The 13,099-nt window shown below is 71.0% G+C and carries 11 protein-coding genes; 2 read left to right on the top strand and 9 right to left on the bottom strand.

Annotated elements, in window-relative coordinates; all coding sequences use genetic code 11:
- Positions 1-4: 4 nt before the first annotated feature.
- The 6 genes from FB563_RS01050 to pqqA are packed head-to-tail and all read right to left on the bottom strand — an operon-like array spanning position 5 to position 7,979.
- The gene (locus FB563_RS01050; protein WP_244328987.1) at positions 5-4,528 is read right to left on the bottom strand and encodes a glycosyl hydrolase family 28 protein; all 4,524 of its coding nucleotides are present in this window, start codon (positions 4,526-4,528) and stop codon (positions 5-7) included.
- Positions 4,525-5,736 carry a glycoside hydrolase family 88/105 protein gene (locus FB563_RS01055; RefSeq protein ID WP_055707971.1) on the bottom strand — a complete coding sequence of 404 codons (1,212 nt, stop codon included), beginning with the start codon at positions 5,734-5,736 and terminating at the stop codon, positions 4,525-4,527. Before FB563_RS01055 ends, FB563_RS01050 begins: the two co-directional genes overlap by 4 nt.
- Complete coding sequence (gene pqqE, locus FB563_RS01060; protein ID WP_055707972.1) at positions 5,733-6,815, bottom strand: pyrroloquinoline quinone biosynthesis protein PqqE; 1,083 nt, start codon at positions 6,813-6,815, stop codon at positions 5,733-5,735. Before pqqE ends, FB563_RS01055 begins: the two co-directional genes overlap by 4 nt.
- Positions 6,812-7,093: a pyrroloquinoline quinone biosynthesis peptide chaperone PqqD gene (gene pqqD, locus FB563_RS01065; protein ID WP_055707973.1), complete on the bottom strand. Its 282-nt coding sequence runs from the start codon at positions 7,091-7,093 to the stop codon at positions 6,812-6,814. The genes pqqE and pqqD overlap by 4 nt, the downstream gene beginning before the upstream one ends.
- A complete protein-coding gene (pqqC, locus tag FB563_RS01070; RefSeq protein ID WP_055707974.1) occupies positions 7,090-7,815 on the bottom strand; it encodes a pyrroloquinoline-quinone synthase PqqC in 726 nt (241 codons plus the stop codon). Before pqqC ends, pqqD begins: the two co-directional genes overlap by 4 nt.
- Positions 7,812-7,979, bottom strand: a complete 168-nt coding sequence (pqqA, locus tag FB563_RS43455; RefSeq protein ID WP_199832907.1) for a pyrroloquinoline quinone precursor peptide PqqA — start codon at positions 7,977-7,979, stop codon at positions 7,812-7,814. The genes pqqC and pqqA overlap by 4 nt, the downstream gene beginning before the upstream one ends.
- A 315-nt stretch (positions 7,980-8,294) precedes the next feature.
- Here pqqA and FB563_RS01075 point away from each other — a divergent pair, with 315 nt between their 5' ends.
- A complete protein-coding gene (locus FB563_RS01075) occupies positions 8,295-9,131 on the top strand; it encodes an aldo/keto reductase (protein WP_055707975.1) in 837 nt (278 codons plus the stop codon).
- 158 nt (positions 9,132-9,289) lie between these two features.
- On the opposite strand, the gene FB563_RS01080 is transcribed toward FB563_RS01075, so the two are convergent.
- Entirely contained in the window at positions 9,290-9,901 is a 612-nt protein-coding gene (locus tag FB563_RS01080) for a hypothetical protein (RefSeq protein ID WP_055707976.1), read from the bottom strand.
- A gap of 212 nt (positions 9,902-10,113) precedes the next feature.
- Here FB563_RS01080 and FB563_RS01085 point away from each other — a divergent pair, with 212 nt between their 5' ends.
- Positions 10,114-10,821, top strand: a complete 708-nt coding sequence (locus tag FB563_RS01085; protein ID WP_055707977.1) for a glycoside hydrolase family 75 protein — start codon at positions 10,114-10,116, stop codon at positions 10,819-10,821.
- Positions 10,822-10,834: 13 nt separating this feature from the next.
- Here the strand turns inward: FB563_RS01085 and FB563_RS01090 are convergent, their stop codons facing one another.
- Both FB563_RS01090 and FB563_RS01100 read right to left on the bottom strand, forming a co-directional pair.
- A complete protein-coding gene (locus FB563_RS01090; protein ID WP_055707978.1) occupies positions 10,835-11,536 on the bottom strand; it encodes an SDR family oxidoreductase in 702 nt (233 codons plus the stop codon).
- Positions 11,537-12,094: 558 nt separating this feature from the next.
- Positions 12,095-13,006 carry a class I SAM-dependent methyltransferase gene (locus FB563_RS01100; RefSeq protein ID WP_055707979.1) on the bottom strand — a complete coding sequence of 304 codons (912 nt, stop codon included), beginning with the start codon at positions 13,004-13,006 and terminating at the stop codon, positions 12,095-12,097.
- Between the last annotated feature and the right edge of the window lie 93 nt (positions 13,007-13,099).

Here is a 13,099-nt window from a genome sequence, read left to right on the forward strand (position 1 = left end):
CCGCTCACCCCGTGGAGGGGGCTTCGCCGTTGGATGCACTGGGCCTCACCCGGATGAGCCGGGTCTCGCCCGGGCGGAGGGTCGCGCTGTAGGAGCCGTTGATCGTGCCCTTGTGGGTGCCGGACCACAGGTCGGTGACGTCGCCGGAGCCGGTGAAGCCGACCTGGGACCAGCTCACGGTGACCGTGGCGCTGCCGGAGGTTCCGGTGTTGAACAGGGCCACCACGTGGTCGCCGTTGCTCTCCCGCTTGCTCCACACCTGCTTGACACCGCTGTTCACGAGGCGTTTGGCCGCGACCCCGTCCTGGTCGACCCCGATCAGCCGGTCGTTGGTGAGCATCGCCCTGTCGACGGAGTCCAGGTGGGTGAGGTCGGTGCCGAGCAGGAGGGGGGCCGCCGCCATCGCCCACAGCGTGAGGTGCGAGCGGCGCTGGTCGGCCGTGAGGGCCGCCTGGTCGCCGTTGCCGATCTCCAGCGAGTCCAGGTCGTTCCAGCCGCCCGGGCCGGCGTACGGCTGCCAGGACGCGGCCGAGTCGAAGCGCCTGGAGACGTGGGACCAGTCGGTGAGCGGATAGCCGCTGCCGTGGGGGCCGGGGCCGCAGTAGCACTCCACGTCGCCCTGGGTGCGCCAGCTGTTCGCGAGCCTGCGCCAGGTGGTGGCGTGGTCGATGGGGAGGTTGTTGGACAGGGCGAAGGTGATGGGCCGGCCGGTGGCACGCAGGGCCCTGTCCCAGGCCTGGACGTCGGGGATGTCCTGGCTGCCCACACCGTCGATCTTCAGGTAGTCGACTCCCCAGGAGGCGAACTGCCTGGCCCAGGAGTCCACGAACTCCTGTGCGCCGGGCTTGGAGTAGTCGATGGCGTACATGTTCCCGCAGTTGTAGTTCTTCTCGGTCCTCGTGGTGTCCGCGATGTCCTTCGCGTGGTACGGCGTCCCTTCGATCGGCGTGTTCCTCAGGACGGCGTTCCGGGCGATGCCGGGGGTGACGTAGAAGCCGAATCCCAGACCCCTGGAGTGGACGTGGTCGGCGAGGGCCTGGATGCCGTCGGGGAACTTGGCGGGGTCCACGGCCCAGCGGCCGTGGGAGTCGACGGTGAACCCGTTCGCGTCGCACTTCTGCCAGAAGTCGTCGAGGTTGACCTGGGTGAAACCGTGGTCCTTCAGCCCGCTGGAGGCCAGCGCGTCGGCCTGGGCCTCGATCTTCGCCTCGGTCGGCTGCCGGCGTACGAAGCTCCAGCTGCTCCAGCCCATGGCGGGGCGCAGGGACCGTCCGTTGTCGGAGGACGGGGTGAGTGTGGCCGCGGGTGTGGCGTACGACGTGCCGATCCAGGCCTCGTCGATCCGCAGCCGCCGGTAGCGGCTGGTGTCGGTGGCGGCGGCCCAGGTGGTGTCGACCTCGAGGCGGACGTAGCGGGCCGTGGTGCCGGGCAGGTCTATGCCCTGGATGCCGCGGGCGCTGGGGAGTTGGCCGGACGTGACCGCCGGGCCCCAGTTCGTGCCGTCGTCGCTGAGGTAGACCTTGTAGGCCTTGATCCTCGCGGACTGTTCGGTGGCGGAGCGGGCGTAGGCGACGGAGTCCTCGCGCTGGTTGAGCCCCACGTACCGCACCTTCTTCGCGGAGCCGAGGTCGAAGGTGAGCGTCACCGGGAGCGTCCCGCCGTTGTCCCAGTAGGTCAGGTAGTCGCCGTCGCCTGCGGCGGACCCTGGGCGGCCACTCACCGAGGTGCTCGCGGTGACCTTGACGCCGGTCGCGATGCCCTGGCGGCCCGCGGTGATCACCTTGAAGACGGTGTCGTACGGGTCCCAGCCGCCGAGACCGGTGAGGGTGAGCACTCCGCCGGACTGCGACCAGGCAACCGGCGCTCCGGTGCGGAGGTCGGTGACCGAGGCGATGCGGTAACCGTTGTCGCGGATGCGCAGGGTGCCGGTGTTCGGCGGGGTCAGGACGTGGATGTACTGCCGGTTGGGGTCGTCCTTGGCGACGGTGGTGACGCCGTGGGCGCCGTCGTTCCAGAAGCCGGGTTTGAGGCCGCCGTACATGTAGCCGCCGCCCTCGGTGCCGTGCAGGGACTCCCAGATCTTGTCGAGGTAGGAGTTGGCGAAGTTGTCGAAGTCGGCCTGGTTCGACGGGAACTTCCCGTTGACCTGGGCGGTCTCCGCCATGAGCGCCTTCACCGAGGAGCCGGCGTTGGTGATCAGCCGGCCGAGGGTGAGCATCTTGTCGACGGTCGGGTTCGAGCCGTCGTACCACCAGGCGCCGGTCGACGGCAGCTTGAAGTCGGCCTCCGTGAGCCGGGGTTGGGCGGTGTAGAGCGCCTGCGGGTAGTCGTAGGCGGGTGTCATCCCGGTCTTCTGCTCATTGCTGATCATGTCCATGATCGGCGTGTCCTCGTTGTTGTTGCTGAGGGTGTAGTTCGGGCGCTTCCGATAGATCTGCGCGTAGAGGTTGTGGCTCTCCCAGTACGCGTTGTCGTTGTCGATCCAGAAGCCGCCGAGGTCGGGGTAACGGTCCATGACCTCGAAGAAGTTGTCGTAGGAGAACTGCCCGAAGCCGTCGCGGGTGGTCAGGTCGACATGTCGGCCCTTGTAGGCGGAGTAGGCGGCCGAGTCGAGCCATTCGTGACCGCCCTCGTCGTGCCACTGGGGGTCGTCGGTCATGTAGAGGATGACCTTCATGCCCTTGGCCTTGGCGGCGTTGATCAGCTCACCGAGGAAGTCCCGCTTGGTGGAACAGGAACCGGGGATCTTCGACGGCCACGGGCGGGCGTAGCCGAGCCTGCTGTGGAAGGTCGCCAGCACGAGGTACTGCGTGTGCAGTTTCCGCGCCTCGTTCACCCAGTACTCCGGCGTCCAGCCGCCGCTGGTGACGTCCTTCTCCCAGGCGGTGCAGTCGGTGTGGGCGGGGACGGTGCGCAGGCCCCAGTGCAGGAAGAGGCCGCCGACGGAGGCGCGGAGGAAGGCCTGGCGGGGGTTCTCGACGTCACGGGGGCGCACCTGTGTCGCGCAGTTCCGGCTGGATCCGCTCGCCGAGACGCGCAGGGCGCCGCCGGTGGTGGTGTGGCTGTCGCCGACGCAGTAGCCGGTGACGGACTGGAAGCCGAGGTCGTGAGGTGAGGTGCTGCCCTTCTGCGCCGTGAACCGGGTCAGCCGGATGCCGCTCGCCGCGTTGGCGATGAGGGCGGGCCGGCCGTCGTCGGCGGCATATCGCACACTGCTGTCGGTGAACTGTATGCCGTCGGCATTGTGCAGGTACCAGCCGTACGCCGGCCGGGTCCCGATGCTCTTGGGGTTGTAGTCCTTCGGGTCGTTGCCCGGCACACCGGTGGACATCGTGCCGTTGCCGCCCGGGACCGTGATGTCGACGTGGTCGAAGGTGACGTCGCTGATGCGGTGGCCGTCCTCGCCCCACAGGGTCGGGCTGAAGGACGGGCTGTTGCCGGTGGCCGTGATGTCGTCGTAGGTGATGTCGCTGATCGATCCGACACCGGGGCTGTTTCCGCACCGTCGACGCGTGCCGATCTTCTCCATGATCGGCGAGTGCACGTCGGTCATGGTGATGTCGCGGTAGTGGACGTCGGAGATCTTCGCGCCGTCCATCGAGACCATTCCGAGGCCGGACTTGTCGGCACCCTCGATGCGGATCTTCTCGAACTGGTAGTCGGAGAAGTCGCCGCAGGTCTCGGAGCCGAACATCAGGGCGTTGCAGCAGCGCGCCGACAGCACCGAACCGCTCACCCGTACATGGCCGTTGGGGAGTTTGGCGCCGAGGGCGTAGTCGCTCTTGAAGACCAGGGCGTCGTCGTTGGCCGCGATGTGCGCGTTGGTGATGGTCACGTCGGTGGTGGAGATGACGTTCCAGCCGTCGCGGTCGCTCGCGGTGTCGATGGTCAGGTGGTCGGAGACGACGTTCGTGCAGCCGTTGATCAGGGCGGCGAAGTGGCCGCCGCGGCGCAGGGTGAGGCCGTCGCCGAGCCGGAGTCCGTCGCAGCGGGTCAGCGAGAGGATCTTGTCGGCCTGGCCGGACTTCGGGTTGCCCGTGATCAGGTTGCCGGCGCCGTCGATGACCCCGCCGCCGGTGAAGCCGATGTCGGTCAGCCGGTCGCCGTAGATCATCGCGTCGTGGAAGTGGCTGTGCCCGTAGTCCTGGTACTTGTCGTTCGGGTTGGACTCGGGCGGGTCGTAGGCGCCGGCGGAGGAGCCCTGGAGGGTGGCGCCCTTGTCGATCTGGAGCGTCACATGGCTCTTCATGTGGATGGTGTTCCTGGACCTGTAGGTGCCGGCCGGGAGGCGGACGGTGCCGCCGCCCGCCGCGGCCGCCGCGGTGATGGCCTTGTCGATGGCCGGGGTGTCGTTGGCGGACCCGTCGCCCTTGGCGCCGTAGTCGCGCACGTCGTACACGGTTGCGGGGCGGGGCGTGGTGGGGTGCGGGGCCGCGACGGCGGCGGGGTGGGTGAGGCCGAGGACGACGGCGAGGACGCCCAGGACGATCGTCGCCGCCCGTCTCGGGCCCCTTCTAATCATGTTCATGACACCTCATCACCTCGCAGTTGCTCGTTCATGATCAGGAAGGCCCCGAGCCCGTGGAAGTCGTTGGTGGCCCGGGTGCGACCGACGTAGTAGACGTAGTCGCCGACGTTGGTGCCGACGGATATGCCGGCCAGGTTCGTACGGCCGTCCGCGCCGACCGAGAGCCGGGCCAGCACTCCCCGGTAACCGCGCCGGGCGACCGCCTCGAAGCGCGGGTCCAGGTAGCCCTGCCGGGCGCCGCGGGAGAGGGCGTAGGCGAACATGCTGGAGCAGGAGGTCTCGGTCCAGTCGTCCGGCCGGGAGCCCTTGTCGATCACCTGGAACCAGCGCCCGGACGCCGGGTCCTGGTACTTCTCCAGCGCCGAGGCCAACGAGTGGAGGATGCCGAGCAGTTGGGGGCGCCCGGGCTGGTCGGCGGGGATCGCGTCGAGGACGTTCACCAGCGCCATGGCGTACCAGCCGACGGCACGGCACCAGTGCTCCGGAGCGAGTCCGGTGGCCGGGTCGGCCCAACCCGCCGACCTCGACTCGTCGTAGGCGTGCCGCAGCAGGCCGTTCGCCACCTGGAGGTGACCGCCGTAGACGGACAGCTGCCGGGCGGCCTCCTCGTTCGTGTACGCGCTGTCGCCGAATTCCCTGCCGTACTCGACCAGGAAGGGGTTGACCATGTAGGCGCCGTCCGCCCACAGCTGGTGGGCCCGGCCGCTGGTGTCGGCGTGCCAGAAACCGCCGTCGGAGGTGCGCGGGTAGCTGTTCAGGCGGCCGCGGATCCTCCGCGCGGCCCTGCGGTAGCGGTCCTGACCGGTCTCGTGGTGCAGGATCACCAGCAGCCGGCCCGCCTGCATGCTGTCGAGGCTGTCGAAGGACTGGTCGATCGTGCCGTCACTGTGCACGAACCGGTCGACGTAGGCCTTGATGTAGGTGAGCAGACGGGGATCGTGGGTGCGCCGGTACACGAGGTACTGGCCGTACAGGTACAGGCCCACGGGGTACGACCAGCCGCCGATGGTCGCCGGTGTGTAGCGGGCCATGGTGGAGTCCACGACGGCCGTGGACCAGTCGCGGGCGGCGGCGGGGCGGGGCGCCAGGGCCGCGGCGGAGGGTACGGGCGCGGCGCTCGCCGAGGGTACGGCGGCGGGCAGCGCGGCCAGGGTGGCGGTGGCGAGCGTGACCGCGGTCAGCGCGGCTCGCAGGCGTCGGCGTCTCATGGTCCTCCTTCTCGGTAGGCGTACGCGGGCGGATGAGCGCAGTCGGCGGCGCCGCGCACCGCCGCGGCCACGACGGGGTGGTCCGGGGCGTGCCGGCAGGCGGGGTCGGTGCGGGTGGCATCGCCGGTCCGGGCGTACGCCTGGCAGCGGCAACCGCCGTGGTCGACCGTGCGCAGGGCACAGCCGCGGCACGGTTCGGGCATCCAGGACTCGCCCCGGAAGGCGTTGAAGGCCCGCGACTCCCGCCAGATCCAGCCGAGTTCGCGGTGTGTCACGTTCGGCGGGTCCAGGCCGGGCAGGGTGCCGGCCGCGGGGCACGGCAGCACCGTGCCGTCCGGGGCGACGGTGAGCGAGACCGCGCCCCAGCCGCCCATGCAGGGTTTCGCGGTGGCGTCGACCAGGTCGGGGGCCACCCACACCAACTCCGGTGTCCTACCGAGGCGTTCACGCCAGCTTGTCACTCGGGCCCGGGCGCGTTCGACCTGGGCGGGTGTGGGCAGCAGCGCCGCGCGGTTGCGGGCCGCCCACCCGTGGTACTGGGTGTTCGCCAGCTCGATCCGGTCGGCGCCCCAGTCGAGCGCGAGCCTGATGAGACCGTCGAGGTCGTCCAGGTTGCCGCGGTGCAGCACGGCGTTCAGCCCCAGCGGCAGTCCGGACTCGCGGATCAGCCGGGCTGCACGCTCCTTCGCGGTGAAAGACCGTGCGCCCGCGATGTGTTCGGCGGCGGTGCGGTCCGCGTGCTGCACCGACAGCTGCACACTGCGCAGCCCGGCCCCGGTCAGTTCGGCCAGCCGGCGCTCGCCGAGGCCCACCCCGCTGGTGACGAGCTGCGTGTACAGGCCGGCCCCGTCGGCGGCGGCCACCAGGTCGGGCAGGTCGCGCCGCAGCAGCGGCTCGCCACCGGACAGATGGGTGTGCACGACACCGAGGGCACCGGCCTGCCGGAAGACCTCCGACCACTCCTGCGTGGACAACTCCGCCGAACGGCGGACGAGTTCGACGGGGTTGGAGCAGTAGCCGCAGCGCAGGGGGCAGGCGTGGGTGAGCTCGGCGAGCAGGGCCCAGGGCGGGTCGGTCATCTCAGAAAGCCCTCCTTCCGCAACCGGTGGAGAAACGCCGGGACTTCTGCGGCGACGGGCGCGGCGGGATGGCGTACGGCCAGGACGGCGACGACGGCTGCCACGTCCCGGACGCCGTCGCACAACCTCAGGACCGCGCCCGCACTGCCGTCGAGGACCACCACCCGCTCCGGCAGCAGCAACAGGTCGGCGTCCCGGACCGGGTCGTGCCGCAGCACCACACCTCGGGCGAGCGCCGGACGCCATGACGGGGCAAGCGGTGCCGGCGGCGCCGTCATGTCCCGCTCCGGTCCACCGCGTCCAGCAGGGCCCACAGCACCTCGCACTTGAACTCCAGTGCGCCCAGGGCGCGTTGCTGCTCCGCGCGGGTGCGGGCCCGGGCGAGGACCAGGGCGAGGGCCTGCTCGGCGTCCCGGGCCCCTTGGGTGACACGGGTGCGGAAGTAGGCGAGGCCCGCGGGGTCGATCCACGGATAGTGGCGTTCGAAGGCGGCGATGCGGGTGCGCATCAGGTCCGGGGCGGACAGCTCGGTCAGGGAGGCCGCGACGGCGTCCAGCACCGGGCGCCGCCGGCAGAAGGTGACGTATCCCTCCACCGCGAACCGCACCCCGGGCGGGACCCGGGAGGTGTCCCACAGCTCCTCGCGGGCGAGCCCGGCCGCCTCGCCGAGCCGCAGCCAGCGCTCGATGCCGCCGCCCTCCGGGGAGTCGGCGTCGGTACCGTCCTGGTCGTGGATGCGGCGCAGCCAGGCCCGGCGGTCCTCGGGCCGGTCGAACTTGGCGAGGATCAGCGCGTCCTTGACGGGGATGTGCCGCTGGTAGTGGAAGCGGGCGGCGATCCAGCGGCGCAGTTCGGCCGGGGTCAGTTCGCCGCGGTGCATCCGCTGGTTGAAGGGGTGCCGGTCGTGGTAGCGCGTCGCGGTGACTGCGCGCAGCCGCTCGGTGAACCGGGCGGCCGGCCAGGCGGCACAGCCGTCGGGTTCCGGTGGTGCCGCGGTCATGCGGCCGGGGGCGGCTCGGGCGGCCGGCGGTCGGCGAGCGCGTAGGCGGTCACCTCCAGCGCCGTCTCCACGACGTGGTAACCAGGGTTTCTCCAGACCTTTTCATCCGATGTCTCGGGGCCGGAGCGGTGCGTCAAGACAGGCAGGGAAGGGTTCTCGGTCATGGGTGCGTACTCGCTTTCCTGAGGGTGGGGAGTCTCAGAAGGGAGCCGGAGGGGGAACGCGGCCTGGTCAGGACCCGTTCACATGTATGCACCGGGTTCAGTGACGCGTCCGGTGGCGCGATACAGAGTTGCGGGACGACGGGCTCCGGTCAATGGTCCGGACCGAAAACGTCGGATGCGTTTCCGGCCAATCTCCACTCCTGGGGCTGACTGACCGGTCAGTTCGAGGCGGATCACGCCGTCAGGAATGCGGCGCGGCGCTTGATCGTTGACGATGGGAGTACCACCTGTCGACAACGAAGGATCAAGAGGCTCGTGAGCAGCAAGGTCCCCCCGATCATCCTGAACAACGGCGTCGAGATGCCCCAGCTGGGCTTCGGCGTGTGGCAGGTGCCGGACGACGAGGCCGAGCGGGCCGTCGCCACGGCGCTGGAGGCCGGGTACCGCAGCATCGACACCGCGGCGATCTACGGCAACGAAGAGGGCACCGGCAAGGCGATCGCCGCCTCCGGCCTGCCCCGCGAGGACATCTTCGTCACCACCAAGCTCTGGAACAGCGACCAGGGGTACGACGCCACGCTGCGCGCCTTCGACGCGTCGCTGCGGAAGCTGGGCCTCGACCACCTCGACCTGTACCTGATCCACTGGCCGCTGCCGGCCCGCGGCACGTACACCGACACCTACAAGGCGTTCGAGAAGCTGCTGGCCGACGGCCGGGTCCGCGCCATCGGCGTGTCCAACTTCCTTCCGGAGCACCTCGAGCGGCTTCTCTCCGAGACCTCGGTCATCCCCGCGGTCAACCAGATCGAGCTGCACCCGCATCTGCAGCAGCACGCCGCCCGGGAGTTCCACGCCGAGCAGGGCATCGCGACCGAGGCCTGGTCGCCGCTCGGCCAGGGCAAGGGCCTGCTGGAGGTGCCGGCGATCGTCGCCATCGCACAGAAGCACGGCCGCACCCCGGCCCAGGTCGTGCTGCGCTGGCACGTCCAGCTCGGCAACGTGGTGATCCCGAAGTCTGTGACGCCGTCCCGAATCAGGGAGAACATCGAGGTCTTCGACTTCAGCCTGGACGACGAGGATCTCGCGGCGATCAGCGCGCTCAACGAGGACCGGCGCCTGGGTCCCGACCCGGCCACCTTCGACATGGGCTGACACCCAGCGCCTTCGGCACGGGCTGACGCCCACCGCGCAGCGCACGGCCACGCGTCCCGTCCACGACACGGGGCGGGACGGGTGGCCGTGCGCGCTTCGGGGCGGCCACCCGGCGCACCACGCGTCCGACCTGGGATGCCCCGGATCGCTCGTGGGGCTCAGTCGCCCCGTACGTCGGCGTGGACGACCTCGAACTCCTCCAGGGCGACGACCGTGCAGTGCGCCTTGGCCGCGCCCTCGCGCCGGATCGCCGCCTGTCCGGCACGGGACGCGGTGAGCGACGCGCGGTCGGCGAAGAGGACCCCCGCCATGCCGCGGCCGCGTTCCCGGTCCACGAAGAGGGCCGCACCGGCGAATCCGGGCAGGACCTCCAGCCGGGGCAGCGCGCCGGTGTGGAAGGTGTCGGTGGCGAGGTCCGCGTCCGCCGGGTCGAACTCGAGCCGGGTGACCCGCAGCCCGCCGCCGGTGACGGGCCGGTGCGCGCGGTGGAAGACGGCGGCCTCGTAGTTCTCGACCGCGAGGGTCCCGGCGAAGGGCTGCAGCAGCTCCGGCCGCCGGGCGCTCATCACCTCGTCGCTGATGCGGCGCGCGTCCGCGGACTCCCACCAGCTGACCGTGAGCAGTTTGCCGAGCTCACGGTCGACGAAGACGCCCGCACCCCGGTAGCCGGGCCGTTCCTCGAGCAGGTCGTGCCCCCGTGTGTTCAGGGCCCCCACGGCCGTGCCCAGCCGCGCCGGATCGCCGGTCGCGTACACCGTGCGTACGAACATGCGCCTCGCCTCCCGGAGCGGCGGCCCCGCCGATCGACGCGGCAGGGACATCCGGAAAAAGTGGTCTCCTTCAGTGTTGCCACGGTCTCAAATCCCCGCAATACGCACAGCTTTCGGGAGCCCGCAACCGCAGGGTTGACGCGGACATGCAGATGGGTCCACGGTGTACGGCACCTGGTAAGGAAACTTTCCTAACAGAAGGGCCCCTCACAGTGCGCCTTCGAACCCTGACCCTTGCCGCGGCCTCCGGGGCCGCCCTGCTCGCCGCCGGAGTGCTGCCCGCCCACGCGTCCGCCGGCCCGGCCGCGCGGACCGCTCCCGCCTCCGCCCAGGAGGGCTCGGTCAGCGCGGCCGATCTGCTCGCCAAGGTGAAGTCCTGTTCGCAGATATCCAACGGCAAGTACAAGACCGACGACGAGACGTCGGCCACGGTCCCCGTGTGCGGCAAGAACGGCGCGGTCTTCTGGAAGGCCGACATGGACATCGACTGCGACGGCCAGCGCACCACCAACTGCAACGAGAACCGCGACCCCTGGTACCAGGACGACACCGCCTTCCACCAGTCCGACGGCAAGCCGCTGAAGGCGGAATCGCTCCCGTACATCGTCGTCCCCAGCTCCAGCAGCATCTGGAACTACGCCGGCGCCGGCATCAAGGGCGGCGGCGTGGTCGCGGTCATCTACAACAACAAGGTGGAGTACGCCGTCGTCGGCGACACCGGCCCCACGAAGATCATCGGCGAGGCGTCGTACGCCACCGCCAAGGCGCTCGGCATCGACCCGGACCCGAAGTCCGGCGGCGCCGACTCGGGCGTGACCTACATCCTGTTCAAGAACTCCCGGGTCTCCCCCATCGAGAGTCACAGCGCCGCGGTCTCCCTCGGGGACCAGCTGGCCAAGCAGTTCCTCGCCAACAACTGACTAGCTCTGTAGGTCAGTTGGGCTGACCCAGCGGCCGTACGACCACGGTGTTGACGTCGACCCCGGCCGGCTGCCGGATCGCCCAGACCACCGAGTCGGCGATCTGGTCGGCGGTCAGCAGGTGCCCCGGGGGCAGGCTGCCGAGGCCGTCCCAGAACGGGGTCTCCACCCGGCCGGGGGCGACCAGCGTCACCCCGATCCCGAACTCCGTGACCTGGCGCCGGGTGTTCTCGGCGAGCCCGGTGACCGCCCATTTGGTGGCGCCGTAGAGGTTGCCCGGGGTGTTCACGAACCCGGCGACGCTGCCGATCAGGACGATCCGGCCGCGGGACTCCTTCAGCGCCTCGACGGAGGCCCGGACGAGCAGGGCCGGGCCGAGGACATTGGTGAGCACCATCTCGGTCCAGCCGGCCGGGTCGCCCTCGGCGACGGTGTCGTGGGTGGCGAAGCCGGCGTTGGCGACGACCGTGTCGAGTCGGCCGTACGCCTTGAGCGTACGGCCGACAGCGTCCTGTACGTCGTCGAACGCCGACGCGTCCCCGGCGACCGTCAGCAGTTCCTCGGGATTCCCGAGCCCCTCGGCGAAGTCCCGCAGCCGGGCCTCCGTACGGCCGGTGACGGTGACCCGGTGGCCGGCGGCCAGCAGCTGCCGGGTGACGGCGGCGCCGATGCCGGTGCCACCACCGGTGACGAGTGCGACCGGAGAGTCGTTCATGTGGGGTCCCCCTGTGTGTCGGTGAGGCCAGGAGTCCATCACTTGGAGCCCTCTCGAAGTCAAGTGCCGTCGCAGCTGGGGCGGTACGGCACCGACGGCAGGTACCGGCGCCAAGCCGCGGGCCCGACCCCGCCGCGCGCCCTCGAGCAGACGGCCGCAGCGACCCGCTCCGGGTCCAACGGCCGTCCAGGGGAGGGCAGATGCGCCGTGGCGAGGCGCAACTCCCCTGCTCCGGAGCCGAATCCGACGGCGAGCGCTGGGCCGTCCCCGGCCGGGATCGTCACCGGTGCGAGGCGGGGCTGCCCCGTCTCCCACACCTGGACGGACCCGTCCGGGGCGCCGGCCGCGAACAGCGCGCCGTCCCCCGAGGGCGGATCCGGATCCGCGCGAGGCGGTCAAGCGCGGGGTGCTCGCCGGGCACTTCGAGGAGTGCCGGACCTGGGCGGTGCGGGCTGCCCGGGTGGGTGTGTTCGTGCGGGCGGGCGGTGCTCGGTGGCGCGGTCGGGCGGGCGGCCGGTGCCGGGGCATGCTCGGTGGTGCGCTCCCGGAGACACCGGGTCACACCGGCCGTACCGCCCGGTGCACCGTATGGGCCGCCAGTACGAACACATCGGGACGCCGGTGCAGGCTGCCGGGGTCGGTGGGGTCGAGGAGGCGGTCGAGGGTGGCCCTGTCCTCGGCGTCCAGGGCGTCGGCGTGGATGTCCCTGGTGCGGCTCAGCGCGCCGACGACGAATGCGCGGACCCGGTCCGGTACCGGGGCGGGGATGTCGAGGAGGAAGCTGCGGGTGCCCGTGTGCTTCAGGCCGGCCGCGGCCAGGAGGGCGGCCCAGTCCTCGGCCTCGGCGACCGCGCCCGGCAGCTCGGCGCGCATCCGCGCGAAGCGGTCCTCCTGGGCCACGTCGAGGCGGGCCTGCAGTCCGGGGCGGCCGAAGCCGATCTCGCGGGGCAGATAGCGGGCGTGCAGGCCGCCCTCCAGGATGGCCAGGGTGCCGCCGGGGGCGAGCCGGGCACCGAACGCGGCGAGCGCGGCCCTCTGGTCGCCGAGGTGGTGCAGGCTGCGGCTCGCCCACAGCAGGTCGGCCGGATAGTCCAACCCGGCGAGGGATTCCGGAAGTTCGCCCACGAGGGTGTCGAAGCGGTCGGCGAAGCCCAGGCGGGTGGCCCGGTCCCGGGCGCGTTCCAGAAGCGGTGCGGAGGCGTCGGCGGCGACCACCCGCGCGCCGGGGAACGTCTCCGCCATCAGGCAGGCGATCACTCCGGGCCCGCTGCCCGCGTCCACGATCAGTCCCGGCTCGGTCACTTCCTTGCCCAGCCAGGCCAGGGCGCGCGCGTACGCGGGGGCCGACACCTCGGCCTCCGCCTCCAGGAGCGCCGCCATCGCGGCCCAGTCGACGTCGCCGCCGTGGGTGTGACCGTGACCGTGCCGTGTGGGGTGCCCGTGGTGATGGGCCTGGTGGTCGTGTGCCATGTCGCTCAGCCTCTCGCTCGGATGCGGCCAGAGTGCGACGGCACACGAGGAGACGCCAGTTTCGTTGCCGGTGCCGCAAAAAGGGTGCCGGAA

Origin of the sequence: Streptomyces puniciscabiei (genome assembly GCF_006715785.1) — a bacterium.
In the GTDB taxonomy this organism is placed as follows: domain Bacteria; phylum Actinomycetota; class Actinomycetes; order Streptomycetales; family Streptomycetaceae; genus Streptomyces; species Streptomyces puniciscabiei.